At 66.0% G+C, this 25,800-nt stretch carries 21 protein-coding genes; 10 read left to right on the forward strand and 11 right to left on the reverse strand.

The features are described 5' to 3' along the window. Nucleotide 1 precedes the first annotated feature (1 nt). From K3A85_RS02550 to K3A85_RS02570, 5 genes are all read left to right on the forward strand, one after another. On the forward strand, nucleotides 2-1,099 hold the full coding sequence (locus K3A85_RS02550) for a tyrosine-type recombinase/integrase (RefSeq protein WP_225204928.1): 1,098 nt from the start codon (nucleotides 2-4) through the stop codon (nucleotides 1,097-1,099). Between the two features lie 86 nt (nucleotides 1,100-1,185). Further along, on the forward strand, nucleotides 1,186-2,781 hold the full coding sequence (locus K3A85_RS02555) for a class I SAM-dependent DNA methyltransferase (RefSeq protein ID WP_225204929.1): 1,596 nt from the start codon (nucleotides 1,186-1,188) through the stop codon (nucleotides 2,779-2,781). Between the two features lie 79 nt (nucleotides 2,782-2,860). Further along, nucleotides 2,861-4,102 carry a restriction endonuclease subunit S gene (locus K3A85_RS02560; protein ID WP_225204930.1) on the forward strand — a complete coding sequence of 414 codons (1,242 nt, stop codon included), beginning with the start codon at nucleotides 2,861-2,863 and terminating at the stop codon, nucleotides 4,100-4,102. Beyond that, complete coding sequence (locus K3A85_RS02565) at nucleotides 4,102-5,310, forward strand: FRG domain-containing protein (RefSeq protein ID WP_225204931.1); 1,209 nt, start codon at nucleotides 4,102-4,104, stop codon at nucleotides 5,308-5,310. The genes K3A85_RS02560 and K3A85_RS02565 overlap by 1 nt, the downstream gene beginning before the upstream one ends. Before the next feature lie 46 nt (nucleotides 5,311-5,356). After that, nucleotides 5,357-8,491, forward strand: coding sequence for a type I restriction endonuclease subunit R (locus tag K3A85_RS02570; protein WP_225204932.1), 3,135 nt, complete (start codon nucleotides 5,357-5,359; stop codon nucleotides 8,489-8,491). A 326-nt stretch (nucleotides 8,492-8,817) separates the two neighbouring features. Here the strand turns inward: K3A85_RS02570 and K3A85_RS02575 are convergent, their stop codons facing one another. From K3A85_RS02575 to K3A85_RS02590, 4 genes are all read right to left on the reverse strand, one after another. Beyond that, entirely contained in the window at nucleotides 8,818-9,591 is a 774-nt protein-coding gene (locus K3A85_RS02575; protein ID WP_225204933.1) for an SDR family NAD(P)-dependent oxidoreductase, read from the reverse strand. A 96-nt stretch (nucleotides 9,592-9,687) separates the two neighbouring features. Beyond that, nucleotides 9,688-11,121 carry an aldehyde dehydrogenase family protein gene (locus tag K3A85_RS02580; RefSeq protein ID WP_225204934.1) on the reverse strand — a complete coding sequence of 478 codons (1,434 nt, stop codon included), beginning with the start codon at nucleotides 11,119-11,121 and terminating at the stop codon, nucleotides 9,688-9,690. 34 nt (nucleotides 11,122-11,155) lie between these two features. After that, on the reverse strand, nucleotides 11,156-12,271 hold the full coding sequence (locus K3A85_RS02585) for an NAD(P)-dependent alcohol dehydrogenase (RefSeq protein ID WP_225204935.1): 1,116 nt from the start codon (nucleotides 12,269-12,271) through the stop codon (nucleotides 11,156-11,158). Between the two features lie 174 nt (nucleotides 12,272-12,445). Beyond that, entirely contained in the window at nucleotides 12,446-14,854 is a 2,409-nt protein-coding gene (locus tag K3A85_RS02590; protein ID WP_225204936.1) for a TonB-dependent receptor, read from the reverse strand. Nucleotides 14,855-15,040: 186 nt separating this feature from the next. On the opposite strand from K3A85_RS02590, the gene K3A85_RS02595 reads away from it, so the two are divergent. After that, nucleotides 15,041-16,048, forward strand: coding sequence for an AraC family transcriptional regulator (locus tag K3A85_RS02595; RefSeq protein WP_225204937.1), 1,008 nt, complete (start codon nucleotides 15,041-15,043; stop codon nucleotides 16,046-16,048). Between the two features lie 7 nt (nucleotides 16,049-16,055). On the opposite strand, the gene K3A85_RS02600 is transcribed toward K3A85_RS02595, so the two are convergent. From K3A85_RS02600 to K3A85_RS02615, 4 genes are all read right to left on the reverse strand, one after another. Beyond that, entirely contained in the window at nucleotides 16,056-16,838 is a 783-nt protein-coding gene (locus K3A85_RS02600) for an enoyl-CoA hydratase/isomerase family protein (protein WP_225204938.1), read from the reverse strand. Further along, complete coding sequence (locus tag K3A85_RS02605) at nucleotides 16,835-17,899, reverse strand: phosphotransferase family protein (RefSeq protein ID WP_225204939.1); 1,065 nt, start codon at nucleotides 17,897-17,899, stop codon at nucleotides 16,835-16,837. Before K3A85_RS02605 ends, K3A85_RS02600 begins: the two co-directional genes overlap by 4 nt. After that, a complete protein-coding gene (locus K3A85_RS02610) occupies nucleotides 17,889-19,076 on the reverse strand; it encodes an acyl-CoA dehydrogenase family protein (RefSeq protein WP_225204940.1) in 1,188 nt (395 codons plus the stop codon). The genes K3A85_RS02605 and K3A85_RS02610 overlap by 11 nt, the downstream gene beginning before the upstream one ends. 96 nt (nucleotides 19,077-19,172) lie before the next feature. Continuing rightward, nucleotides 19,173-19,934 carry an SDR family NAD(P)-dependent oxidoreductase gene (locus K3A85_RS02615; protein ID WP_225204941.1) on the reverse strand — a complete coding sequence of 254 codons (762 nt, stop codon included), beginning with the start codon at nucleotides 19,932-19,934 and terminating at the stop codon, nucleotides 19,173-19,175. Between the two features lie 74 nt (nucleotides 19,935-20,008). Between K3A85_RS02615 and K3A85_RS02620 the strand changes: the two genes are divergently transcribed. The 3 genes from K3A85_RS02620 to K3A85_RS02630 are packed head-to-tail and all read left to right on the forward strand — an operon-like array spanning nucleotide 20,009 to nucleotide 22,228. Next, complete coding sequence (locus K3A85_RS02620; RefSeq protein WP_225204942.1) at nucleotides 20,009-20,644, forward strand: TetR/AcrR family transcriptional regulator; 636 nt, start codon at nucleotides 20,009-20,011, stop codon at nucleotides 20,642-20,644. Between the two features lie 19 nt (nucleotides 20,645-20,663). Further along, nucleotides 20,664-21,083, forward strand: coding sequence for a GFA family protein (locus K3A85_RS02625; RefSeq protein ID WP_225204943.1), 420 nt, complete (start codon nucleotides 20,664-20,666; stop codon nucleotides 21,081-21,083). Between the two features lie 44 nt (nucleotides 21,084-21,127). Then, the gene (locus K3A85_RS02630; RefSeq protein WP_225204944.1) at nucleotides 21,128-22,228 is read left to right on the forward strand and encodes a ThuA domain-containing protein; all 1,101 of its coding nucleotides are present in this window, start codon (nucleotides 21,128-21,130) and stop codon (nucleotides 22,226-22,228) included. Nucleotides 22,229-22,300: 72 nt separating this feature from the next. Here the strand turns inward: K3A85_RS02630 and K3A85_RS02635 are convergent, their stop codons facing one another. From K3A85_RS02635 to K3A85_RS02645, 3 genes are all read right to left on the reverse strand, one after another. After that, nucleotides 22,301-22,759 carry a MarR family winged helix-turn-helix transcriptional regulator gene (locus tag K3A85_RS02635; protein WP_225204945.1) on the reverse strand — a complete coding sequence of 153 codons (459 nt, stop codon included), beginning with the start codon at nucleotides 22,757-22,759 and terminating at the stop codon, nucleotides 22,301-22,303. A gap of 222 nt (nucleotides 22,760-22,981) precedes the next feature. Then, nucleotides 22,982-23,431 carry a MaoC family dehydratase gene (locus K3A85_RS02640; protein WP_225204946.1) on the reverse strand — a complete coding sequence of 150 codons (450 nt, stop codon included), beginning with the start codon at nucleotides 23,429-23,431 and terminating at the stop codon, nucleotides 22,982-22,984. After that, nucleotides 23,431-25,287, reverse strand: coding sequence for an acetyl/propionyl/methylcrotonyl-CoA carboxylase subunit alpha (locus tag K3A85_RS02645; RefSeq protein ID WP_225204947.1), 1,857 nt, complete (start codon nucleotides 25,285-25,287; stop codon nucleotides 23,431-23,433). The genes K3A85_RS02640 and K3A85_RS02645 overlap by 1 nt, the downstream gene beginning before the upstream one ends. Before the next feature lie 74 nt (nucleotides 25,288-25,361). Here K3A85_RS02645 and K3A85_RS02650 point away from each other — a divergent pair, with 74 nt between their 5' ends. Further along, entirely contained in the window at nucleotides 25,362-25,799 is a 438-nt protein-coding gene (locus K3A85_RS02650; protein ID WP_225204948.1) for an endonuclease domain-containing protein, read from the forward strand. Nucleotide 25,800 lies beyond the last annotated feature (1 nt).

A 25,800-nucleotide genomic window follows, 5' to 3' on the forward strand; every position in this document is an offset into this window, starting at 1 on the left:
CATGGCAAAGCACAATGCCGACAACGCCCGGATGAAGCGGGAATACTACCACTATCTGAAGGAAGCGAACCGTCGAAGCGAAGCGTCGATCGATGCCGTGGCTAAGGCGCTGGACCGGTTCGAAGAGGCGAACGGGCACAAGGACTTTCGCAAGTTCCACCGCCAGCAAGCGGTCGCCTTCAAGCGCAAGCTCGATGCCGAACGCGCCGTGCGCACCGGCAAGCCATTGAGCCGCGCCACGGTGCATTCCACTCTTTCCGCCTTGCGCGGGTTCTTCGTCTGGCTGGCAGGCCAGCCGGGTTACAAGTCTCACCTTCGCTATGGCGATGCCGACTATTTCAACCTGGCCGAAACCGAAGTGCGGGTGGCCAAGGCGGTCCGGCACAAGGCGTTCCCAACGCTGGAACAGGTGCACCACGTCCTGTCTGTGATGCCCTTCGAAACCGACATCGAGAAGCGCAACCGCGCGCTGGTTGCCTTTGCGCTGCTGACGGGGGCACGCGACGGCGCGCTGGCATCGTTCCGCCTCAAGCACATCGATCTGCACGACAACCGCGTCGATCAGGACGCGCGCGACGTGCGGACGAAGGCCAGCAAGACATTTGAGACGTGGTTCTATCCCGTTGGCGGTGAAGCGCTCGCGATCTTTCAGGACTGGTGCAAGCACCTTCGCGAAGCGCTGCTCTGGTCCGACGAAGACCCGCTGTTTCCTGCCACCCGCGTGGCCCTTGGCCAAAGCGGCGGCTTCGTCGCTGCGGGCCTGAAGCGTGAATGCTGGACCAATGCGGGACCGGTGCGCAAGGTTTTCGCGCAAGCCTTTGCAGCGGCTGGCCTGCCCTATTTCAACCCCCATTCCTTCCGCGATACGCTGGTGCAATATGGCGAGCGCGTCTGCCCCACCATCGAAGCGTTCAAGGCATGGTCGCAAAACATGGGCCATGCGCACGCTATGACCACGCTGGCGAGCTACGGGACGATTTCCCCGCACCGCCAAGCCGAATTGATCCGGGGAATGGCCTGCTCCAAAAGCTCGAACTGGACGAAAGACGATGATGTGCGTGCTTTGCTCAAGGCGCTTGCGGCTAAGGCGAACTTATAGCCCGTTACGGTCAGCCTTCGTTGGCGAATTGGTTGGCAAGAAAGCTATCCGCCGCTAAGTCTCCCGACAGAGGGGAAGATGATTCAATGACATCTCAATTGAATAGTGGCGGCGATCTCGGCTTCGAGGCCGATCTCTTCAAGGCGGCTGACAAGCTGCGTGGAAATCTTGAGCCTTCGGAATATAAGCACGTCGCCCTTGGCCTGATTTTCCTCAAGTATATTTCCGAGGCTTTCGAGGCGCACCGCGCTAAATTGGCAGAAGAAGAATTTGCCGATCCCGAAGATGCCGAAGAATATCTCGCCGCCAATGTGTTCTGGGTGCCGCCCGAAGCGCGCTGGGAACATTTGCAGGCGAACGCCAAGCGCCCGCAGATCAATTTCACCGATGTGAACACCGGCAAGGAGCGGGGGGGCGACATCGGCAACCTGATCGACAACGCGATGGACTCCATCGAGCGCGCCAATGCCGCCGTTCTCAAGGACGTGTTGCCCAAGGAATATGGCCGCCCGCAACTCGACAAGACGATGCTGGGCGAACTGATCGACCTGTTTTCCAAGGTCGGGATGCACAGCGCGGACGGCAAGTCCAAAGACCTGCTGGGCCGCGCCTATGAGTATTTCATCAGCCAGTTTGCCGGGGCCGAAGGGCGGCGCGGGGGCGAGTTCTTCACTCCCCGTTCCGTTGTGCAGACCATCGTGGAGATGCTGGAGCCGCATCATGGCCGGGTTTACGATCCCGCTTGCGGCTCTGGCGGCATGTTCGTGCAGTCCGAACGGTTCATCGAAAACCATCAGGGCCGCCGCAGCGACATCGCCATCTATGGGCAGGAGCGCAACCATACCACATGGAAGCTCTGCAAGATGAACCTCGCGGTGCGTGGCATCGATGCGGACATCAAGTGGAACAACGAAGGTTCGTTCCTCAGCGACGCCTTCCCCACGCTCAAGTTCGACTATGCGATGGCCAACCCGCCGTTCAACATCTCGGATTGGTGGCAGCCACAGCTTGAGGGCGACGTTCGCTGGAAATATGGCCAGCCGCCAGCGGGCAACGCCAACTTCGCGTGGTTGCAGCATATCATCCACCACCTGGCCCCGCGCGGCACGGCGGGCGTGGTGCTGGCCAATGGCTCCATGTCGTCCCAGCAATCGGGCGAGGGCGACATTCGCAAGGCGATGATCGAGGGCGACGTGGTGGATTGCATGGTTGCGCTGCCCGGCCAGCTTTTCTATTCGACGCAGATTCCCGCCTGCCTGTGGTTCCTCGCCCGCGACAAGAGCGCGAACGGCCACCGGGATCGGCGGGGCGAAATCCTGTTCATCGATGCCCGCAACCTTGGCCATATGGTGGACCGCACCCGGCGCGAGTTTTCGGAAAGCGACATCGCCACGATTGCCGGTGCCTATCACCGTTGGCGGGCCAAGCCGGAAGCGGGACTGGGCGAGTATCAGGACATCCCCGGCTTTTGCCGGTCTGCGAAGTTGGAGGAGGTCCGCAAGCATGGCCACGTCCTCACGCCGGGGCGCTATGTCGGGGCGGAAGATGCTGAGGATGACGGCGTGCCCTTCGCGGAACGCTTCGCCGCGCTTACCGCGACGCTGGAAGATCAATTCAACGAAAGTGACCGGCTGACCAAGGCTATTCGCGGTAGCATGACCAGAGTTTCAGCCGATGGCTAAATGCACTGTTTCTCAGCTAGTCAGCTTCACACGCGATGGTGAATGGGGCCAAGGCGAACCCGGTCCCGGCTTTGTGCCAATGCAAGTCGTTCGGGGAACTGATTTTGAGCGCGTGCGGTTCGGCGATCTTTCAACGCTGCCGATTCGATACATCCGCGAAGACATCGCGGAACGTAAAGCCATCAAGCTGAATGACGTTTTGATCGAGACAGCGGGCGGAACTAAAGATCAGCCTACTGGCAGAACGGTGCATATCACCGAGCGCGTTATTAGGAATGCCAAGTTGCCCCTGATTTGCGCAAGTTTCGCGCGTTTCCTAAGGCCGGATTTTGCCGTTGTGGACCCCGCCTTTCTGTTTTGGAAACTCCAAGCGGAATATCATTCTGGTGCATTGCGCCCCTTCCATATTCAGCACACCGGTGTCGCGCGGTTTCAATACACGCAGTTCGCTACGAACCATCCATTTCAGTTCCCCGATGATCTCGACGAACAGCGCACAACTGCTGAAGTTCTCTCGGAACTAGACGAAAAGATCGAACTCAACCGGCGGATGAATGAGACGCTGGAAGGGATGGCGCAAGCGATCTTTCGGGATTGGTTTGTCGATTTCGGCCCCACCCGCCGCAAGGTGGCTGGCGAGGCCGATCCGGTGGCGATCATGGGCGGGCTGACCCCAGACCCCGCCCGCGCCGCGCAGCTCGCCACCCTCTTCCCCGCCGCCTTCGGCGACGATGGCTTGCCGGTGGGGTGGACCGAAGCTGAATTTGGCGCGGAGTTTGACCTAACAATGGGGCAATCGCCGCCGGGAGACACATACAACGATACCGGGGATGGATTGCCATTCTTTCAGGGTCGAACCGATTTCGGCTTCAGATACCCGGAAAACCGCAAGTATTGTTCCGCTCCGAGCCGGATCGCAAACGCAGGTGACACGCTCATCAGCGTTCGTGCCCCTGTCGGCGATTTGAATATGGCGTGGGAGCGATGCTGTATTGGCCGTGGTGTTGCGTGCGCGCGGCACAAATCCGGGAGCACAAGCTACACCTTCTACACGCTCCGCTCGCTCCAGCCGGAGCTGGAACTATACGAACACACCGGAACGGTGTTCGGCGCGATTAACCGCAAGCAGTTTGAGAAGCTACCGGTCGTAAAGTCCGGCAATGCACTTGTGGAGGCGTTCGAGGCCATCGCAGGACCGATGGACGAGAAGCTAAAACTGGCCACTCAAGAAAGCCGCACCCTCGCCGAAACCCGCGACTACCTCCTGCCCCGGCTGATGTCCGGCGCGGTGCGCGTCGCGCCCAAGGTTGAGGCCGCCTGATGGCCGACCCCTATTTCCGCTCCTTGCCGCTGTTCCCCACCTACACGTTCGGGGACGTGGCGATTGACGGGCTGGTGCCCGCCTGCCGGGTGGAAAGCTGGCAAGACTTTATCGAGGCGATGCGCTCGCCCGATCACAACCGGGCGGCGGGCGAATTCGTCTATCGCGGGCAGGCCGGGCATAACTGGCACCTTTCCTCCACGCTCGCCCGCCTGTTCGATGGCGGCGCGGTGCCGGGGCCGCATCAGGAAAACTTGCTGGCGCAATTCCGCCTAGCCATGCGCGGGCGCGGACTGGATTGCAGCAAGCTGGACGACGAGGAGCTTTGGGCTTTCGGCCAGCACCACGGATTGCGCACGCCGCTGATCGACTGGACCAAATCGCCCTATGTCGCGCTGTTCTTCGCCTTTGACGAGCCGGACGTGGAAGGGGTGGAGAACCCTTCGCGCGCGGTGTTCTGCCTGAACATGGCGGCGATCCGCGCCGACGAAAACCTCTCGCAAATCATCTTTGAGCCGACGCACCACGAAAACGCGCGGCTGGTCAATCAGGCCGGGCTATTCACGATCACCCCCAGCGGCAAGGATAATCTGGTCTCGGCGATCCTCAACGAACTGGCCGATAACGAAATCATCAACCCCGACGATCCGATGGACGTGGCCCGCTATATCGCCAAGATTCACGTGCCGAACGAGAACCGGGTGGAATGCCTCAACACCCTGCGCAAGATGAACATTCACCACGCCAACCTCTTTCCTGATCCGGGCGGCGCATCGAAATATTGCAACGACTGGCTGGCCCGCCTGATCGACGAAGAGAAGCGCGACGCGGCGGAAGCCCGCGCGCTGGAAGCGGCGGCGGACCAGGCGGCGGCAGAGCCTGATGTCGCACTGATCGCAGACAGCGAAATTTCGGCAGATGCCATTGCCGGTTTGCTGCGCAATACACTGCGCAATGACAGCGAATTCCCGCTGGAAACGCTGGCCGGATGGGCGCCAAAGTTGATCGCGCTCTATGAGCGGCTGGCCGACACCGACTGGCCGGAGCGCGATGCCTCCAGAACTCGCCTGAAACTTGAATTCAGGCGCTTCCTTATGAGTAGCGGCGTAAATCGTGAAATCGCCGAAATCGGCGCGCGACGTTTGATTGGCTTCTTTATGGCGCATTGGCGCGCGGCGAATGCCCGGCCAGCCCCCGCTACTCAGTGACCAGCCCATTGACCAACCCATATCGAATGAGCGGCGAACCGTCGAGATGAGCATCACGGAAGACATCGTGGAACTGGCGGCGCTAGAAACGCTGCAAGAGCTTGGTTGGTCCTATCTCCACGGCTCTGTGATCGCTCCCGATGGCAGCGCACCGGAGCGGCGTTCGTTTGGCGATGTCGTGCTTGTCGGGCGGCTGGAAGCAGCCGTCGCGCGGATCAACCCCAATTCCCCCGAAGCCGCGCGCAACGAGGCTATGCGCCGCGTGCTGACCGGCGAGCTTCCTTCGCTGGTCGAGGAAAACCGGCGCATCCACAAACTGCTGACCGAAGGCGTCGATGTTGAATTTCGCGGGGATGACGGCAAGACCGCTTCCACCAAAATCTGGCTGATCGATTTTGGAAACCCGGATGCCAACGACTGGCTGGCCGTAAACCAGCTTGTCGTGGTCGAGAACCGGACCAACCGCCGCCCGGACGTGGTGTTGTTGGTCAACGGCCTGCCGCTCGCGGTGCTGGAATTGAAAAATGCTGCGTCGCAGAACGTGACGATTGCCGACGCCTTCAACCAGCTTCAAACCTACCTCCACCAAATCCCCAGCCTGTTCAGCACCAACGCGGTGCTGGTCACGTCCGATGGCATGGAAGCCCGGATCGGCTCCATCACTGCCGATGCTGAACGCTTCATGCCGTGGCGAACGGTGGACGGGGAGGACTTCGCCCATCGCGGCACACCGGAACTCGAAACGCTGCTGCGGGGGGTGTTCACCCGCGAAAATCTGCTGGCGCTGATCCGCGATTTCATTGTCTTTGGCGATAAGGGCGAAGGGCCATTCAAGATCGTCGCTGGCTATCACCAGTTCCACGGTGCGCAAAAGGCAGTGCGGCAGGCGGTGGAGGCTACCCGCCCGGACGGGGATCGCAAGATCGGCGTCATCTGGCACACGCAGGGATCAGGCAAGAGCCTGTTGATGGCGTTCTTCGCTGGGCTGGCGGTGAAATCCGAGGCACTGGAAAACCCGACGCTGGTTGTTCTGACGGATCGCAATGATTTGGACGATCAACTTTTCGGCACCTTCGGGCTTTGCCGCGACCTGATCCGCCAGAACCCGGAGCAGGCGGACAGTCGGCAGGATTTGAAGCAGCTTCTCGACAAGGCGGCTGGCGGCGTGGTGTTCACCACCGTGCAGAAGTTCTCGCCGGAGCGCGGGGAAGAGAGTTTCCCGCTGCTGTCGGATCGGCGCAACATCATCGTGATCGCGGACGAAGCCCACCGCAGCCAATATGGCTTTGAAGCCAAGCTCAACCGGGAAACAGGGCTGCGGCGCTATGGCTATGCCCATTACATCCGACAGGCGATGCCGAACGCCTCCTTCATCGGCTTTACCGGCACCCCGATTGAGGCGGCGGACATCAACACACCGGCCATTTTCGGCGAATACATCGACATTTACGACATCAGCCGCGCCGTGGAAGATGGCGCCACGGTGCCGATTTTCTATGAAAGCCGCCTTGCCCGCATCGAATTGAACGAGGACGAAAAGCCCCTCATCGACGCGGAAATCGAAGCGTTGATCGAAGATGCCTCGCTGACCGAAGCCGAGAAGATGAAGGCGAAATGGTCCGCCGTGGAGGCGCTGGTCGGGGCCGACAAGCGGCTGGCCCAGGTCGCGGCGGATATGGTCACGCACCTTGAAGCGCGCACCGAGGCGATGAACGGCAAGGCGATGGCCGTCTGCATGAGCCGCCGCATCTGCGTGTCGCTCTATGACCGCATTATCGCGCTTCGCCCGGAGTGGCATTCGACCGACGATGACAATGGCGCGGTCAAGATCGTGATGACGGGGGCTGCGTCCGATCCGCTTGACTGGCAGCAACATATTGGCACGAAGAAGCGGCGCGACGAACTCGCGAAACGGGCTCGCAACCCAGACGATCCGCTACGGCTCGTTATTGTCTGCGATATGTGGCTGACGGGCTTTGACGCGCCGTGCATGAACACCATGTATATCGACAAGCCGATGCGCGGCCACGGCTTGATGCAGGCGATTGCCCGCGTGAACCGGGTGTTCAAGGATAAGCCGGGCGGGCTGGTGGTCGATTATATCGGCGTGGCGCAAAACCTGCGCAGCGCCCTTGGCCAATACACCGATTCAGACCGCGACAAGACCGGCATCGATGAAGCCGCTGCCGTTGCCGCGATGATGGAACGGTATGAGGCCATCCGCGACCTGTTCCACGGCTTTGATTATCGGCCCGGCATCGACGGCCAGCCGCGCGAACGCCTGATTTGCCTTGGCGGGGCTATCGATTGGGTGCTGAAGTGGCAGGAATCACAAGCAGCCAAGCAAAAGGATGCCGAGGACAAGAAGCGCGCCCATCGCCGCTATCTCGACATGGTGCTGGAACTGTCCAAAGCCTATGCGCTTGCCTCTGCCAGCGACGAAGCGCGGACGATCCGGGATGAGGTCGGCTTCTTTCAGGCGATCCGGGCGGCGCTGGCCAAAACAACGGCTACCGGAAAGATCAGCGAGAAAGATCGCTCCTTTGTCGTCCAACAACTTGTGGACCGGGCCGTTGCGTCTTCGGAAATCATCGACATCCTGAAGGTCGCGGGCATCCAGTCGCCCGACATTTCGATCCTCTCCGACGAATTCCTGATGGAAGTCGAGAAGATGGAGAAAAAGAACCTTGCGCTGGAGGCATTGAAGAAGCTCCTCAACGGGGAGATTGTCAGCCGGTCCAAGACCAATCTGGTTGAAAGCCGCGCGTTTTCCAACCGGCTGGAAGAAGCCGTGGCCCGCTATCACGCGGGCGCGATTTCTGCCGTGGAGATGATTCAGGAACTCATCGCGCTGGCCAAGGACATGCAAGCCGCCCGCGTGCGGGGTGAGGAACAGGGGCTTAGCCCAGAAGAAATCGCCTTCTATGATGCCCTTGCCGAGAACGAGAGCGCGGTGGAGGCGATGGGCAATGAAAAGCTCCGGCTGATCGCCCACGAACTGCTGGAACAACTACGCGGCAACGTGACCGTGGACTGGCATCAGCGCGAAAGCGCCCGCGCACGGATGCGGGTGCTGGTGAAGCGTATCCTGAAAAAATACGGCTACCCGCCCGATCTGGCGGACGAAGCCGTGCAAACCGTTCTCGCGCAGGCGGAGATACTCCTACGCGAATTGGCATAGGCGAGGCGATCAAGCCCAATTGGCCGTCCGCTCGATGGCGAATAACCGTGTACCATTGCGGACGAAATTAGCGGATAAAATGGGGCAGGCTTGACCAGCTGGGGGCCTAATTGGGGGCTTCGGCCAAAAATGCATTAAAAAAAGCGTCATATTTACAAATATATAATAGATTTTCGCGGTTCCGTCCCCGGCACCACTTTCCTCGATCACCGGAACGCCTGACGCGCCTTAGCGCTCGCGTCGGTTCCGCACGCGCGGGAAGGCGCGGCGCGAGCCTTTGCCCGCGCCGCGCCCGTGCCTTGTTCGTGCCTTGTCCGTGCGGCGCCTCAGCGGCCGTGCTGGCCGTCGTCCACCCGCACGCAGGTGCCGGTCACCGCGTCCGAGGCGGGGCCGACGAGGAACAGCAGCGTCGAATCGAGCTGCGCCGGGTTGCCCAGGCGCTTCCTCGGCATGTGCTGGCTGATGTCGCCCATCCGCTCGAGCATCCCGGCGAGCATTTCCGATTCGAACGCGCCGGGCGCGATGGCGTTGACGTTGATGTGGTTGCGCGCCCATTCGACCGCGAGCGTCTCGGTCAGCCGCACCACCGCCGCCTTGGTCACCGAATAGAGCGCCGCGCCGTTGCCGCCGTAGTGGAACGCCGCTTCCGAGGCGATGTTGACGATCCGCCCCGGAGTCTTGGTCTCGATCAGCCGCTTGGCCACTTCCACCGCCATGATCCACGGCGCGCGCAAGTTGATGTCGAGCACGCGGTCGACCAGTTCGAGGTCCATCTTGTGCGCGCGCTGCGCATCGGGAATGCCGGCATTGTTGACGAGGATCGTGACGAGGCCCAGCGCCGCCTCGGCCTTGGCCACCGCGGCGGAGAGGTCGTCGGCCTTGGTCGCGTCCATCGCGATCGCCACCGCCTCGCCGCCCTGCTCGCGGATTTCCTGGGCCAGCGCCTCGAGCCGGTCCATCCGCCGCGCGCACAGCGCGACCTTGGCGCCGCTCGCCGCCAGCACTTTGGCGAAGCGCAGGCCGAGGCCCGAGGAAGCGCCGGTCACCAGCGCGACCTGGCCGGTCAGATCGGTCGAAGCATTGGGCAACGGATAGTCCATGGCATGTCCTCTCGTGGCCGGCGTTTGCCGCCGGCTCTGTCGGTTCGTGAAGGAAAGGACCGGCCCGCCTTGCGCTGCGCGCCGGTCCGGTGGCGCTTACTGCGCGAAGGCCGGCTTCTTGCGGCGCACCAGCGTCTGCGCGTTGGTGTATTCGAGCAGGCCCTCGAGCCCGCCCTCGACGCCCACGCCCGACTGCTTCATGCCGCCGAACGCCGCCAGCGGCGAGAGGTGCTGCGTCTCGTTGACCCAGACCGTGCCCGACTGGATGCGCTGGGCGAGCTCGAAGGCCTTTTCCTCGTCCTTCGACCAGACCGAGCCGCCAAGGCCATAGTCGGTGGCGTTGGCGCGCGCGATCACGTCGTCGTAGTCGTCGAACCGGATCAGCGGCAGGACGGGGCCGAACTGCTCTTCCTGCACGATCCGGCTGTCCTCCGGCGGGTTGTCGAGGATGGTGATCGGGATGAAGTAGCCCGGAACGTCGGCCTTCTCGCCGCCCATCAGGAACTTGTAGCCCTTGTCCTTGGCGTCCTGGATCAGGTCGAGCACCCGCTCGTACTGCGGCTTGTTGTTGATCGGGCCGATCTGCGTGCCCTGTTCGGACCCGTCGCCGACCTTCACCGTCTTGGCATAGGCGACGATGGCGTCGCGCAGCGGCTCGTACACGTCCTTGTGGATGTACATGCGCTTGGTCGCGATGCAGATCTGGCCGTTGTTGCTGAAGGCCGCCCAGAACAGCTGCTCGGCGATCTTCTCGACATCGACGTCGGGCAGGACGATCGCGGCGTCGTTGCCGCCCAGTTCCAGCGTCACGCGCTTGAGCGTCGGCGCGGCCGAGGCCATCACGCGGCGGCCGGTCTGGGTGGAGCCGGTGAAGCTGATCTTGTCGAAGCCGGCATGGCTGGTCATCCACGGGCCGAGGCTGTCGCCGCCGGTGACCACGTTGAGCACGCCCGCCGGCAGGATCTCGCTCGCCAGTTCGGCGAACTTCAGCGTGCACAGCGGCGTGAACGGCGAGGGCTTGAGCACCATCGTGTTGCCCGCGAGCAGCGCCGGGGCGACCTTGAACATGGCGAGGATCATCGGGAAGTTCCACGGCGCGATCGCGCCGACCACGCCCAGCGGCACGTGGCGGGTGATCGAGATGCGCTCGTCCGAATCCTCGTTGACCGTCTCGGGCAGGTCGAGCGCGGTGAAGGCCTTGAGCCAGTAGCCCGCGCCCATGATCTCGCCCTGCGCCTCGGTGCCGGGCTTGCCCTGCTCCCTGGTCAGCAGGCGGGCGAAGCCTTCGATATTGCCGAAGATCGCATCGCCGAGCGCGTTGAGCTTGGCCTTGCGCTCCTCGATCGGGGTCGCGGCCCAGCCCGGGAATGCCCTGCGCGCAGCGGCGACGGCGGCGTCGAGATCGGCCTCTGTCGCGTCGGGCACGCGGGCGATCACCTCTTCGGTGGCGGGGTTGAGCACGTCGAGCGTGGCGCTGCCGGCGACCAGCTCGCCACCGATCAGCATCTGGTAGGTGTCGTTGAATTCCATCGGAAATCTCCGTCTGGGAGGAAAGGGGTTCGGATCAGGGGACGAGCACGACCTTGATGCATTCGCCGCGCGCCTGCGCCGCGATCGCCTCGTTGATCTGGTCGAGCGGGAAGGTCTTGATCAGCTTGTCGAACGGGAACTTGCCCTGCGCGTGGTAGGCGAGCAGTTCGGGAATGAAGTCCTGCGGCTCGCTGTCGCCCTCGATGATGCCGATCACGCGCAGCCCCGGGGTCATCAGCGCGGTGATGTTGACGCTGATCGCCGCACCCGGATCGTGCGGCACGCCGACCAGCCCGATGATCCCGTGCGGGGCGAGGCTGGCGAGCCCCGCCTCGATCACCGGGACCACCCCGGTCGTATCGAGCGCGGCGTCGACGCCCAGCGGCAGGATCGCGCGGATTGCCGCGCCCAGATCATCCACGGCCCCGGGATCGATGACGTGGGTCGCGCCGAATTCCTGTGCGATCTTGCGTCGCGCCTCGACCGGTTCGACGAGAATGACCGTGCTGCATTCCCGGATCACGCCGGCCATCACGGCCGACAGGCCGACCGGGCCGCCGCCGAACACGATCAGCGAGCTGCCCGGCTTGCAGTCCATCGAGCGCAGCACTGCGCCCGCGCCGGTCTGGAAGCCGCAGCCCAGCGTGCCCAGATATTCGAGCGGCACGGTCACGCCCTCGGGCACCTTGACCACGTTGCGCGCGCGGGTGACCGCGAGCGAGGAGAACGACGACTGGCCGAAGAAGTGCGAGCTCATCCGCTCCTCGCCCTTGGCATAGGCGGTCGAGCCGTCCTCCAGCCGCATCCCGGCGTAGTTGAGCGGCACGAACAGGTTGCAGTAGCTCGGCAGGTGCTCGGCGCAGCGCGGGCAGCCGCCGCAGCTCGAAAAGCCGAGCATCACCGCGTCACCCGCGGCGAGACCCTCGACCCCCTCGCCCAGCGCCTCGATCACGCCGGCGCCTTCGTGGCCGAGGATCGCGGGCTTGGCGAACGTCTCGACCTGGTCGCGGAAGACGAGGTCGGTGTGGCACAGGCCGACGCCCGCGATCCGCACCCGCACTTCACCCGGCCCGGGCGCCGCGACGTCGATCTGCTCGATGGTGAAGTCGGCGTTGGCGCCGCGCGCGACGGCGGCAGTGGCAGTGGTCATCGAGGACTCCCGGGCTCTTGGCCGCGCGTGCACCACGCGGGCGCCCCTCTTTAATCGTGCAATTAAAGTCCGTCCAGCCCTCGCAGGACAATGCCTTGACGCTACGGCGCCAACGAAAAACCGCCGCCCCTCGGATGAGGGACGGCGGCCTTCCGTCTCGCCTTGGCGATGCGCTCAGAACGCGGCGCGGACGCGGATGCCGTAGGTGCGCGGGGCGCCCAGGTAGCCGTTGACGTCGCCGGTCTGCAGCGGAGTGGCAAAGCCGTAGGTGAAGTAGGTCTTGTCGAACAGGTTCTGCACCCAGCCCTCGACGGTCAGGCCCGACTTCGGCAGCTTGAAGCCGAGGTTGGCGTTGACCAGGCTGACCGCGCCCTGCTCGGTGAGCCCGGCGGTGTTGATCAGCTGGCTCGAGGTGTACTGGTACTGCGCACGCGCGGTCAGGTTGACCGTGTCGCTGATCGGCTTGTCGACGTTCAGCGTCACGTTGCCCGACAGCTCGGGGGCGAAGCGGAAGCGCTTGTCCGACAGCACCGGATCGATGTTGGCGTCCTTGCCGAAGTCGGCCTTGGGGATCCAGGTGCCGTCGATCGCCAGCGTCACGCCGTCGGTCAGCTCGAACAGGTTCTCCAGCTCGACGCCGTAGTCCTTCGCCGACTTGGCGTTGAGCACGGTGAACTGAAGGCCGACGAACTGCGCCACCTGCAGGTTCGACAGGTCGTAGTAGAACAGCGCGATGTTGGTGCGCGCGCGGCGGTTGAGGTACTGGATCTTGGCGCCGACTTCGAACGCGTTGACCGTCTCGGGCTTGTAGGTCGGATCCTTCGGAGCCGACAGGCCCGCACGACCGTTCAGGAGGCTCACCGCGATCTGCTGGCTCGGCGACAGCTTGGCGAAGGCCGCCGCGTTGTTGAGCAGCGTGCCCGCGGCGTTGGCGTCGATGTTGACGCCGCCCGCCTTGAAGCCGCGGTTGTACGTCGCATAGAGCATCACGTCGTTCACCGGGCGATACTGCAGGCCGAAGGTGCCCGACAGCGCCTTGTTGGTGATCTCGCGATCATAGGCGGGGCTGGGCGCGAGGCCGAGCAGCGTGAACAGCTCGGTGCTCGAACCGTTGGGCGATGCGCGGTAGAACGGGTTCGAGAACGAGCCCTGCTTCTTCTCGACCGAGTAGCGCAGGCCCGCGATCACGTTGACCTTGTCGCCCACCGCGAAGTCGAGGTGCGCGAAGCCGGCATAGGACTTGGCCTTGCCGCGCATCTTCTCGACCGCCCAGGTGCCGGGCGTGGCATTGGGCGAGACCGGGCCGAGACCCTGCGAGGCGAGATAGGCGTTGATCCCGGCGAGCGGCCCGGCGAGCAAGGTGCTCCAGTAGGCCTGGCCCTGCGAGGCCCAGGGCAGCGTGCGGCCCATCTCGAGCTTTTCGTCCGAGAAGAACGCGCCGAACACCGCGTCGGCGTTGAGCGCCTCGATCTTGGTGTTGTAGGTCAGTTCCTGCGAGAAGAAGCGGCTCGAGAAGTTCTCGTAGTAGCGGAAGATGTCGGCGCCGGTGAAGTCCGGGTCCATGTCCTTCTGGTCGACGGTGAACTTGCGCAGCGCGGTCACCGACTTGAGCGTCCCGGCGCCCAGACCGAAGTCCATCTGCAGCGTGCCGCCGTAGTCCTCGATCGTCTGGTGGCCGTCGCCGTTGAGCGTCTGCTCCCAGTCCGACGGGTCCTTCGAAGGCACGACGCCGCCGTTGGCGACCGTCAGGAAGTCGACCAGCGGCTGGGTCGGGCCGTCCTTGAGGTTGGTCGTCGCATAGCAGCAGTTGCCCGCGCTGTGCGAATAGTCGCCGATCAGGCGGATGGTGACATCGGCCGAGGGTTCGAACAGCAGCTGCGCCTTGACCGCCTGGGTGGCGTCGTTGTTGAGGTGCTCGCCGTTGGTCGGGTTGGTGTAGAAGCCGTCGCGCTTCGAGGCGAGGCCGGCGACGCGCAGCGCCAGCGTGTCGGTCAGCGGCACGTTGCCGGCGGCCTTGACGATCAGCGAATCGTAGTTGCCGTAGGTCGCGTCGAACAGGAACTCGGGCCGCGCGGTCGAAGGCTTGGCCGAGGCCAGCAGCAGCGCGCCGGCGGTGGTGTTCTTGCCGAACAGCGTGCCCTGGGGCCCGCGCAGGACCTGCAGGTTGTCGATGTCGAGGAAGTTCTGCAGCGCCGCGGCGGCGCGGGTGCGGTAGACGCCGTCGATGAACACGCCGACCGAGCCTTCGAACGAACGGCTGTTGCCGGTCGTACCGAGGCCGCGGATGACGAGGTTGGCCGACGAGGACGAGATGTTCGACACGCGGAAGGTCACCGACGGGGTGATCGTGCCGATGTTGCTGACGTTGTCGACGCGCGCCTGGGCCAGCGTGTCCGAATTGGCCGCGGTGATCGCGATCGGCACGTTCTGGAGGTTTTCCGCACGGCGCTGCGCGGTGACGACGATTTCCTGGAGACCGCCGCTGTCGCCCGCATCCGCCTGCGCGTCCTGCGCAAACACGGGGGTGGCGATAACGGCCGCAACGATTGCGCCAGCGGTGCTGGCGCGCCAGATGCCTTTCATACTGCTCCCTTTCGAAAGGCGGGCTCTGGTCAGGGCCCGCCGATGCCACGTGCGCCACCCCTCTTGCCACGGGGGTTGGCTACGCTTGCTTCACTGCGTCAATTCGCCAGTTAAATCTTGACACATCCCGACAGCATCATGACAAATCGCGTCATGCTCGACTGTCCGATGGCCCATGCGTCTTCCATGCAACAGTTCGTCCGCTTCGCGCGGATCTCGGGCATCGATCTCAACGCCGTGCTCGACCGCGAGATGCTCGACCTGCTCGCCGCCAGCAGCACCGCCGAAACCGTGCCCGCGCACGCGATGGTCGACATCATGCAGCTCTGCGCCATCGTCGCGCGGCGGCCCGACATCGGCATCGCCTTCGCGATGTGGTGCAACCTGCGCGGCTACGGCCCGTTGAGCCTGCTGTGGGACCATTGCCCCACGGTCGAGGATTCGATCCGCATCAGCGCCCGCTTCCTCCATCTCGAAAGCCAGGCGCTGGGCTCGCGCATGGTCGAGCAGGGCGACGAGATCGTGCTCCAGCAGTTCATCGCCATCCCGGCAAGGTTCGGGGCCAGCCAGTATCTCGAAGCCACGCTCACCCTGCAGATGCGCGTGCTGCAGCTGATCCTGGGCGAGGACTGGCACCCGTTGCGCATGGAGTTCGACCACCCCGCGCCCTCCAGCGTCGCCTTCCATCGCAACGTGTTCCGCTGTCCGGTGGCGTTCGGCGCCGACCGCTGCGCGCTGGTGCTCGACCGCGCCGACATGCGCCGCCCCTCGCCCAACGGCAATGCCCACCTCCTCGCCTTTCTCGAACGCCAGCTCGCCGGCGAGGAGCAGTCGCGGTCGGCGCGCGATGCGGTGCTGCGGGTCGAGCGGATGATCGCCGCCAACCTGTCGAGCGGCGCGGTCACGCTCGAGACCGTCGCGCAAAGCCTCGCGATCGGGCCGCGCAGCCTGCAGCGCCGCCTCGCCGACCGGGGCGAGACCTTCGCCGGCGTGCTCGAGCGCGTCCGCCGCCGCGCCGCGCAGGAATATTTCGCCAACGAGCGCAAGCCCAACCTCGCCGAGCTGGCCCACCGCCTCGGCTATGCCGAAGCGAGCGCGGCGAGCCGGTTCCTGCGCACCAGCATGGGCTGCGGCGCCAAGGTTCTCGCGCGGCGGGCCCACGCGCGCCGCCTCGCCGGCGCGCGCGCGCCGTAAGCGCCGGTCAGGTCGCGTCGAAGTCCGGCTTGCGCTTGGCGAGGAACGCGCCGATGCCCTCGCGCCCTTCGGCGCCGTCCGCCGCTGCGGCGATCGTCGCCGCCTCGGCCTCGAGCTGCTCGGCAAGGCCGCGGGTCTGGCCCTCGGCGAGCAGCTTGCGCACCTGCCCCAGCGCGCGGGTCGGCGCCGCCACCAGCTTTGCCGCCACCGCCTCGGCCTCGGCCGCGAGCGCGTCCGCCGCCACCGTCCGCGTCACGATGCCCAGGCTCGCCGCCTCGGCGGCGCTCACCCGGCGGTTGGTCAGGATCATCTCCTGCGCCGCGCGCAGGCCGACGAGCCGCGGCAGCAGCCAGCTCATGCCGCCATCGGGGGTCACGCCGATCCCGGTATAGGCCGCGGTGAAGTGCGCCGCCTCGCTCGCCAGCACGACGTCGCCCAGCAGCGCAAGGCTCAGCCCCGCGCCCGCCGCCGGGCCATGGACCACCACCACCAGCGGCTTGTCCATGCGGGCGAGCACCAGCACCGCCTCGTGCAGCACGTCGGCGAGCTTGCGCAGGAAGGCGCCCATCCGGTCGCCCGCCGCGGCAAAGCTGCCGATGTCGCCGCCGACGCAGAACATCCGCCCCGCGCCCGACAGCACCACGCAGCGCGCCGCCTCGTCCTGCGCGCAGGCTTTCGCCGCCGCCACCAGGTCCTCGGCAAGGCCCATGTCGATCGCGTTGCCCATGTCCGGGCGGCTGAGCACGATGCGGCCGACGCCGCCTTCGATGGTGTGGGTCACGCTCGTCACTTGCACTTCTCCATCGCTTCGCGCGCCAGCGCGGCGAGCCGCGGGAACGCCTCGGCGCGCTCCTTGGCCTGCGCATTGGTCGCCGTGCCGCGCAGCACGCGCCCCTTGATCCCGTGGAAGATCGCCGCCAGCCGGAAGAAGTTGAACGCGAGGTAGAAGTCCCAGTTGGGAATGTCCGTCCGCCCGGTCCGCTTGCAGTAGGCCGCGATGTAGTCCGCTTCGGTCGGCAGCCCCAGCGCCACCGGGTCCTCGCCGCCGATGCCGGCGACGATATCGGCCGGCATGCGGTACATCATCGCATGGTAGGCGAAGTCGGCCAGCGGGTGGCCCAGCGTCGACAGCTCCCAGTCGAGCACCGCCACCACGCGCGGCTCGGTGGGGTGGAAGATCATGTTGTCGCAGCGAAAATCGCCGTGGACCACGCTGGTCTCGTCGCCCGCGGGGATCGCCGTCGGCAGCCATTCGACGAGCGCGTCCATGTCCGGATTGCGCCCGGCAAGCTCGTCGTCGAGGTACTGCTTCGACCAGCGCCCGATCTGCCGCGCGAAGTAGTTGCCCGGCTTGCCGTAGTCCGCCAGCCCCGCCTTCTCGACGTCGACCGAATGCAGCGCCGCGATCGTCGCGTTCATCGCATCGTAGTAGGCGGCGCGTTCGGCGAAAGGCACTTGCGTGAAACCCGCGTCCCAGAAGATGCGCCCCTCGACCATCCCCATGACGTAGAACGCCGAACCGATCACGCTCTCGTCCTCGCAGACGCCGTGGATCGGCGGCACCGGCACCGGCGTGCCGGCCAGCCCGGTCAGCACCCGCGCCTCGCGCAGCACGTCGTGCGCGCCCTTCAGCAGCGGCCCCGGCGGCTTGCGCCGCATGACATAGGCCGCGCCCGGCGTGGTCAGCTTGTAGGTCGGGTTCGACTGGCCGCCGTTGAACTGCTCGACGGTGAGCGGCCCGGCAAAGCCCGCCACGTTCGCGTCCATCCAGCGCGCCAGCGCGTCCTGGTCGAATGCGACGCGGACCTGCCCCGCGCCGCTGTTGGCCTGCGCGACGGCGTCATTCGGCATGGGCGTGCTTCCAGTCGCGACGGATCTTCTTGGCAAGGCTCCACTTGTGGACCTCGGTCGGGCCGTCGTAGATGCGGAAGGCGCGGATTTCGCGGAACATCGTCTCGACGATGGTCTTGTCGGTCACGCCGGTGCCGCCCATCACCTGCACGCACTTGTCGGCGACGCGCATCAGCGCCTCGGACACCGCGACCTTGGTCATCGAGCTTTCGACCGTGCCCAGCGATCCGGTGTCGAGCACGCTGGCGCACCAGTCGATCATCAGCTCGCACTGCTTGAGGTCGATCATGTTCTCGGCGAGCATGAAGCCCACGCCCTCGTGGTCGATCAGCGTCTTGCCGAAGGCCATGCGCCGGTTGGCATAGTCGCTGGCGATTTCCTGCGCGCGGATGCAGCCGCCGAGCCAGCGCATGCAGTGCGACAGGCGGGCAGGCGACAGGCGGATCTGCGCATACTTGAAGCCCTCGCCGGCATCGCCAAGCATCTGGTCGGCGGGCACGCGCAGGTTGTCGATGGTGATCTCGGCATGGCTGCCGGGCATCGAGCTGTCGATGGTGTTGGGCACGCGCGTGATCTGGATCGCCGGGTCGGGCAGGTCGACGAGGAACATGCACGCGCCGCCCTTGCTGTCGGGATCTTCCGACTTCGCCATGACGATGCCGACCTTCGCGCCTTCGGCGCCGGTGATGAACGCCTTCTTGCCGTTGATCACCCAGTGGTTGCCGTCCTTGCGGCAGGTGGTCAGCATCATCGAGGGGTCCGCGCCCGCACCGTTCATGTCCGCCGGTTCGGTCATGAAGAACGCCGAGCGCGCCGCGCCCGAAACCAGCGGCTGCAGGAAACGCTCCTTGAGGTGGGGGCTGCCGACCTTGCCGATCAGGTACATGTTGCCCTCGTCGGGCGCCTGGGTGTTGCAGGCGAGCATGCCGAGCGGGGTCAGGCCCGACTTGATCAGGATCACCGCGGTCTCGCGCTGGTTGAAGTGGCCGCCTTCGGGCTTGATGTGCGGGGTCAGCACGCCTGCCGCGCGCGCCAGGCCGCGCAGCTCCTGCACCAGTTCGTCGGTCGGCGCGCCATGGTAGTCGCGGCGGGGGTCCTGCTCATAGGGGAACACCACGTCGCGCACGAACTTTTCGACACGCGCGGCCATCTCCAGCGCTTCGCTGCTGATCGTCATCCTGCCCTCAACCCTTCATATTAATCGGACGATTAAACGCATCGTCCATAGGCGGGTGGCGATGATCCGCCAACCCGCCTTGTGGCCGGCTTCCGCCTACTTCGCCGCCATGCGGATCGCGCCGTCGAGGCGAATCGTCTCGGCGTTGATCATCGGGTTCTCGATGATCGACTGGGCGAGCTGCGCATATTCCTCGGGCTTGCCCAGGCGGCTCGGGAACGGCACCTGCTTGCCCAGCGAATCCTGCGCCTCCTGCGGCAGCGAGGCGAGCATCGGCGTCCAGAAGATGCCCGGCGCGATCGTGTTGACGCGGATGCCATAGCGCGCGAACTCGCGCGCGATCGGCAGCGCCATGCCGTGCACGCCGGCCTTCGAAGCGGCATAGGCTGCCTGGCCGACCTGGCCTTCGAACGCTGCGACCGAGGCGGTGTTGATGATCACGCCGCGTTCCTCGCCCACCAGTTCGGCGTCGAAGATGCGCGCGGCGAACTTCGACAGCACGTTGAACGTGCCGATCAGGTTGATGTTCACGATTCTGGCAAAGTCGGCGAGCGCGATCGCGCTGCCGTCGCGGTTGATCACCTTGGCCGGCGGGGCGATCCCGGCGCAATTGACCAGGATGCGCGCCTTGCCGTGCGCCGCTTCGGCGGCTTCGAGCCCGGCCGCGACCGACGCTTCGTCTGTCACATTGACCGAGTAGAACTTGCCCCCGATCTCCTTGGCGTGGGCTTCGCCGGCCTCGGCATTGAGGTCGAACAGCGCGACCTTGGCGCCGAGCGAGGCGAGCCGCGCCGCCGTTGCCGCGCCGAGCCCCGAGGCGCCGCCGGTCACGACCGCGGCAAGTCCGTTGATCTGCATATGCGAACTCCAATTCGAAAAAATCTACTCACGAGTATATTGCATTCGCCCCGGTAGTGCGTCAATCGAAAGCCGTGAACGAACCGCCTGCCCAAAAGGCCAAGTCGCCCTTCCCGGACGCCGCCCAGCGCAAGGCGGCGCGCGAGGCCAAGCGCGAGGCGGTGCTGCTGGCGGCGGTCAGGATGTTCAACGAACGCGGCTTCCATGCGACCTCGCTCGACGACGTCGCATTGAGCCTCGGGGTGTCCAAGCCGACGATCTACCACTACCTCGGCAACAAGGATCAGGTGCTGCTCGAATGCGTGTCGATCGGCCTCGCGCAGTTGCAGCAGGCCGCCGAAGAGGCCCGCCGGCTTCCGGGAGCGGGGATCGACCGGCTGCGGACCTTCCTCGAACGCTATGCGCAAGTGAACATGGACGACTTCGGCCGCTGCGTGATCCGCACCGGCGAGGAGCTGCTCTCGCCGGCCAGCGCCGCGCGCTTCCGGGCAAAGAAGCGCGAGATCGACGATGCCCTGCGCGCGCTGATCGAGGAAGGCGTGGCCGACGGCACCGTCGCCGCGCCCGATGCGCGCCTGCTCGCCTTCACCCTTGCCGGCGCGCTCAACTGGCCGGCCCGCTGGTTCGACCCGGCGGGTCCGATGTCCCGCGAGGACGCCGCGCGGGCGATGGTCGACGTCCTCCTGCAGGGATTCGCCCCGCGCCCCTGACCCGTGCTAAGCCTCGGAAATGAAAAACCTATCCTGCCCTAACCTGACCTGCCATTGCGGCGCGATCTCAGTCACCATCGACACCCGCCCCGACTTCGTCTTCGCCTGCAACTGCTCGCTCTGCCGCAAGACCGGCGCGCGCTGGGGCTACTTCGCCCCCGAACAGGTGCAGATCACGGGCCAGCCCACCCGCTACCGCCGCACCGACAAGCCCGATCCCTCCGCCGAGATCGCCTTCTGCCCGACCTGCGGCGCGACCACCCACTTCACCCTCACCGAAAGCGCCATCGCCGCGCACGGCAACACGATGATGGGCGTCAACATGGCCCTTCTCCCCGAAAGCGACCTCGCCGGCATCGAGCTGCGCTACCCCGACGGCGCCAACTGGGACGGCGCCAGCCCCTTCGACTACGTCCGCCCGCCGCGCGTGCTGGGTTGAGCGCGGCTTGCCGGGAAGGCGGGACCTGCGCATAGTTCCGCCCGATGAACCCGGTCCGCACGCTCCTCGCCGCCGCGCTCGGCCTTGCGCTCACCCCTGCCGCGCAGGCGCGCGCGCCGCTCGATTGCCCGTTGCGCGACGCGCCGTTCTCGGCCGCATCGCCGCTGGTCGATGTCCTGCTCAGCACGCCGGCCACGGCCGCCGTCGAACAGGCCGCGCCCGGCATGCTCGCCAAACTGCCGCCGCTGATGACCGGCACCGCCGCCCCGACCTTCGGCGCGATCGTCACGCCGCGCGAAGCGCTGATGTTCGTCGGCGCCGATGCCGCATCGGTCGACCGGGTCGATGCCGCGCTGCGCAAGCTGGCGGTCACGCCCGAGGATCGCGCCGCACGCTGCGCCCGCTACGACGACGAACGCACCCCCTACCGCCTCGCCCCCGGCAAGCCCGCCATCCTCCTGTTCGAAAAGATGACCGGCTTTCGCGACACGCCCAGCGTGCTCGCCGCCCACGCCATGATCGTCGATCTGGCGAAGGCGCGCGGCTGGCAGGTCGTCTCGACCGATCGCGCCGGGCTGATCAACCCCGCCGACCTTCGCCGCTTCCGCGCCGTGGTGTGGAACAACGTCAGCGGAGACGTGCTGACGCTGAGCCAGCGCCGCGCCTTTCGCCGCTGGGTCGAAAACGGCGGCGGCTATGTCGGGATGCACGGCTCGTCGGGCGATCCGGTCAGCTTCTGGCCTTGGTATGCCGATACCCTGATCGGCGCGCGCTTCGCCGGCCATCCGATGAACCCGCAGTTCCAGGAAGCCCGCGTGCTGGTCGACGATCCGCGCTCGCCGATGGCCAGGGGCCTGCCTTCGGCATGGTCGATGAAGGACGAATGGTACAGCTTCGTGGCGAGCCCGCGCACCGTGCCGGGCACCCATGTCGTCCTCGCGCTCGACGAAGCGAGCTATGCGCCCGGAACCGGCTTCGGCCGCGATCTGCGCATGGGCGATCACCCGATCGCCTGGACGCGCGCCGTCGGCAAGGGACGCATGGCCTATTCGGCGATCGGCCATCGGCCGGAGGTCTATGCCGATCCCGAGCACCGCCGCCTGATCGAGAACGCCCTCGCCTGGGCGATGCGGTCCGACGACTGACCGCTGCGCTTGCGCCCGGCCTGCTGCAATCGGCCCGCACTGCGGCGATCCGCCGTCAGACGATCCCGCGGTTCAGCGCAGCGCCACCGGCACTTCGGCGAGCACGCTCGCCTGCTCGGCGATCTGGCCGAGCCAGGGGGCCAGCGCCGCCCAGTTCTGCGGGCCGATCCGGGCGATGATCGTTGCCTGGGTCACCGTCCAGCTCTTGCGCGCCGCCTTGATGCGGGTCGCGCCGGCGTCGGTCAGGCTGGCGACGCGGCTGCGCGCCGGACCGTCGACGACCGTCACCAGGCCGTCGCGCTCGAGCGGCACCAGCGCGCGGGTCAGCGAGCTGCGGTCGAGCAGTTCGCGCTCGGCGAGGCGCGCCAGCGGCAGCGCCTTGGCGCGCGCCAGCGTGTCGAGCAGGCTGTATTGCGCCAGGCTCAAGCCGTGTTCGGCGAGCGCGCTTTCGTAGAGCCGGGTCAGCGCGCGATTGGCCTTGCGCACCGTCGTCGCCACGCAGGGCTGCTTGTCGGTCTTCTTCTGTTGCATATGCAAATTGTATTCGCAACTCCGCGGGAGCGCAAGGCCGGCTCTGTCCTACAGGCGGCGCCAGTGCTAGGATCGCCCGATGATCCAACAGCAGCGGAGTAAAAATCAGGTAACGACGCGGACTTGCTTCCCACTATCGGGCAAGCGGGGTCCTCGTGCGCACACCGCCGTCCGGGGCTTTGCGGGGCCTGCCGATTTGTTCCCTGGACAGTGTAAACCCCGTCAACCCCTGCGCTGGATCAGCGCCGTCCTCAGGCACGAACAGACCACCTCGCCGCGCTGGTTGATCAGCTCGTGGCGGAAGGTGACGATCCCCGCTCCGGGCCGCGATTTCGAATCCTTCAGCTCGACCACCTCGCTCGTCGCGCGCATCGTGTCGCCGATGAACACGGGCTTGGGCATGACCAGCTTGTCGTAGCCGAGGTTCGCCACCAGCGTGCCGAGCGTGGTGTCCCCGACCGACAGGCCGACCATCAGCGCGAAAGTGAAGGTGCCGTTGACAAGGATCTGCCCGAACTCGCTCGCCCGCGCCGCCTCGGCATCGATGTGCAGCGGCTGCGGGTTGTGGGTCATCGTTGAAAACAGCAGGTTGTCGGTCTCGGTCACGGTGCGGCGGATCTCGTGCTCGATCCGCTCGCCCACCTGCCACTGGTCGAAGAACTTGCCCGCCATCAATCCTTCTCCACCCGCGCCAGCAGCGCCTCGACCTGCACTTGCGCGCCCGCTTCCACGGTCAGGCCGGCGACCGTCCCGTCGAACGGCGCGGTCAGCGCGTGCTCCATCTTCATCGCTTCCAGGACCAGCAGCTTCTGGCCCTTGGTCACCCGTTCGCCGTCAGCGACATCGACCGCGATCACCCGCCCCGGCATCGGCGCGCGGATCGCTCCGTCGCTGGCAAGGCCACCGGCGCCGCCCTCGGTCCGGGCGAGCCGCAGGACGAAGTGTTCGCCGCCCTCGCTCACGCCCGCCGCGCTCTCGGCCGGGGAGGCCTGCCCGTCGCGCAGCGTCGTCTCGAAGCGGCGGCCGAACTGGTCCGCCAGCCGCACGGTGCGCTGCGACGGCGCGTTGAGGCGCAGGCCCGACCGGCTGCTCCACGGCGTGTCCCCCGCCGCCCCCGCCAGCCGCATCGCGGCCAGCGCCAGCGCTTCGGCCGAAGGTTCGGGCCGCGCCGCCAGCGTTTCGAGGTTGCGCTCGATCAGCCCGGTGTCGACCACGCCCGCCTCGAATGCGGCATGGCCGAGCAGGCGCCACAGGAACCCGGCATTGGTCACCAGCGGCCCCACCACGCCTTCGTCCAGCGTCTGGCGCAGGCCCTCGATCGCTTGCGCCCGGGTGGGGCGATGAACGATCAGCTTGGCGATCATCGGATCGTAGAACGGCGAGATCTCCGCCCCCGCCTCGACCCCGGTGTCGATCCGGGCGCGCTGCGCGGGGTAGCGAAAATCCTCGACCCGCCCGATGCTGGGCAGGAAGCCCCGGGTCGGGTCCTCGGCATAGAGCCGCGCTTCCATCGCCCAGCCGTTGATGGACAGCTCGTCCTGCCGCCGCGGCAGCGGCTCCCCGCTCGCCACGCGCAGCTGCCATTCGACCAGATCGACGCCGGTGATCGCTTCGGTGACGGGGTGCTCCACCTGCAGGCGGGTGTTCATCTCCATGAACCACACCCGGTCCGCGCGCAGCCCTTCGGAGCCGTCGGCGATGAACTCGATGGTGCCGGCGCCTTCGTAGTCCACCGCCCTCGCCGCGCGGACGGCGGCGGCGCAGACGGCTTCGCGCGTCGCTTCGTCCATGCCCGGCGCGGGGGCCTCCTCGATCACCTTCTGGTGGCGGCGCTGGAGCGAACAGTCGCGCTCGAACAGGTGCACCACGTTGCCGTGGGCATCGCCGAACACCTGCACCTCGATGTGGCGGGGGGAGAGGATGTACTTCTCGATCAGCACGCGGGTCTCGCCGAACGAGGCCGCGGCCTCGCGCCGGCAGGACGCCAGCGCCTCGGCGAAGTCGGCGCTCGCATCGACCCGGCGCATGCCCTTGCCGCCGCCGCCCGCGACCGCCTTGATCAGCACCGGATAGCCGATGGCGTCGGCTTCGGCCTGAAGCCGCTCGGGGCTCTGGTCCTCGCCGAGGTAGCCCGGCGTCACCGGCACGCCGGCTGCGATCATCCGCGCCTTGGCCGCGTCCTTCAGCCCCATCGCGGTGATTGAGGCCGGCTTCGGCCCGACCCAGACCAGCCCCGCATCGAGCACGGCCTGCGCGAAGGCGGCGTTCTCCGACAGGAAGCCGTATCCGGGGTGGATCGCCTCCGCCCCCGTCGCCAGCGCGGCGGCGATGATCCGCTCGCCCACCAGATAGCTCTCGCGCGCCGGGGCCGGTCCGATGGGCACCGCCTCGTCGGCGCTACGGACATGCAGCGCGTTGGCGTCGGCGTCGGAATAGACCGCCACGGTGCGGATTCCGAGCCGGCGCGCGGTGCGGATGACACGGCAGGCGATCTCGCCCCGATTGGCGATGAGCAGGGACTGGATCATGCGCGATTTCCTAGATCCTTCCCGAGCTTGCTCGGGGAGGGGGACCATGCGAAGCATGGTGGAGGGGCTTTCGAATGTTGCGCGACAATTCGCCTGATCCGCAAACCGGCACGATCAGCAAGGCGAGACGCCAGCGACGCCAGATGTCGCTGCCGGAAGTTCTGCTCTGGCGATTTCTGAAGGCGCGTCCGGACGGGATCAAGTTCCGCCGGCAGCACCCGAGCGGACCATATGTCCTCGATTTCTACTGCAGCGATGCGAGGGTGGCGATCGAAGTGGATGGACGATCGCACGACATGGGCGACCGCCCGCGGCGGGATGCCTCGCGTGACGCCTACTTTGCAGCCGAGGGGATCGAGACCTTGCGTATTCCGGCGGCGAACATCCTCGACGATCCCGAACGGGCCGCAGCGAGCATCGTCGCGTTTGCACGCAGCCGCTTGCCCCTCCACCACCCGGCTGCGCCGGGCGGTCCCCCTCCCCGAGACAAGCTCGGGGAGGATCTTGTCTAGG

Source organism: Novosphingobium huizhouense, from assembly GCF_020179475.1.
Classification (GTDB): Bacteria; Pseudomonadota; Alphaproteobacteria; order Sphingomonadales; family Sphingomonadaceae; genus Novosphingobium; species Novosphingobium huizhouense.

Bases quoted from the DNA above. Each gene is read 5' to 3' on its own strand.
- K3A85_RS02635 (WP_225204945.1), bottom strand. From the start codon at position 22,759: ATGCAACAGAAGAAGACCGACAAGCAGCCCTGCGTGGCGACGACGGTG.
- K3A85_RS02590 (WP_225204936.1), bottom strand. From the start codon at position 14,854: ATGAAAGGCATCTGGCGCGCCAGCACCGCTGGCGCAATCGTTGCGGCC.
- K3A85_RS02550 (WP_225204928.1), top strand. From the start codon at position 2: ATGGCAAAGCACAATGCCGACAACGCCCGGATGAAGCGGGAATACTAC.
- K3A85_RS02595 (WP_225204937.1), top strand. From the start codon at position 15,041: ATGCAACAGTTCGTCCGCTTCGCGCGGATCTCGGGCATCGATCTCAAC.
- K3A85_RS02570 (WP_225204932.1), top strand. From the start codon at position 5,357: ATGAGCATCACGGAAGACATCGTGGAACTGGCGGCGCTAGAAACGCTG.
- K3A85_RS02615 (WP_225204941.1), bottom strand. From the start codon at position 19,934: ATGCAGATCAACGGACTTGCCGCGGTCGTGACCGGCGGCGCCTCGGGG.
- K3A85_RS02625 (WP_225204943.1), top strand. From the start codon at position 20,664: ATGAAAAACCTATCCTGCCCTAACCTGACCTGCCATTGCGGCGCGATC.
- K3A85_RS02555 (WP_225204929.1), top strand. From the start codon at position 1,186: ATGACATCTCAATTGAATAGTGGCGGCGATCTCGGCTTCGAGGCCGAT.
- K3A85_RS02575 (WP_225204933.1), bottom strand. From the start codon at position 9,591: ATGGACTATCCGTTGCCCAATGCTTCGACCGATCTGACCGGCCAGGTC.
- K3A85_RS02585 (WP_225204935.1), bottom strand. From the start codon at position 12,271: ATGACCACTGCCACTGCCGCCGTCGCGCGCGGCGCCAACGCCGACTTC.
- K3A85_RS02580 (WP_225204934.1), bottom strand. From the start codon at position 11,121: ATGGAATTCAACGACACCTACCAGATGCTGATCGGTGGCGAGCTGGTC.
- K3A85_RS02640 (WP_225204946.1), bottom strand. From the start codon at position 23,431: ATGGCGGGCAAGTTCTTCGACCAGTGGCAGGTGGGCGAGCGGATCGAG.
- K3A85_RS02605 (WP_225204939.1), bottom strand. From the start codon at position 17,899: ATGCCGAATGACGCCGTCGCGCAGGCCAACAGCGGCGCGGGGCAGGTC.
- K3A85_RS02650 (WP_225204948.1), top strand. From the start codon at position 25,362: ATGTTGCGCGACAATTCGCCTGATCCGCAAACCGGCACGATCAGCAAG.
- K3A85_RS02565 (WP_225204931.1), top strand. From the start codon at position 4,102: ATGGCCGACCCCTATTTCCGCTCCTTGCCGCTGTTCCCCACCTACACG.
- K3A85_RS02630 (WP_225204944.1), top strand. From the start codon at position 21,128: ATGAACCCGGTCCGCACGCTCCTCGCCGCCGCGCTCGGCCTTGCGCTC.
- K3A85_RS02560 (WP_225204930.1), top strand. From the start codon at position 2,861: ATGCAAGTCGTTCGGGGAACTGATTTTGAGCGCGTGCGGTTCGGCGAT.
- K3A85_RS02645 (WP_225204947.1), bottom strand. From the start codon at position 25,287: ATGATCCAGTCCCTGCTCATCGCCAATCGGGGCGAGATCGCCTGCCGT.
- K3A85_RS02610 (WP_225204940.1), bottom strand. From the start codon at position 19,076: ATGACGATCAGCAGCGAAGCGCTGGAGATGGCCGCGCGTGTCGAAAAG.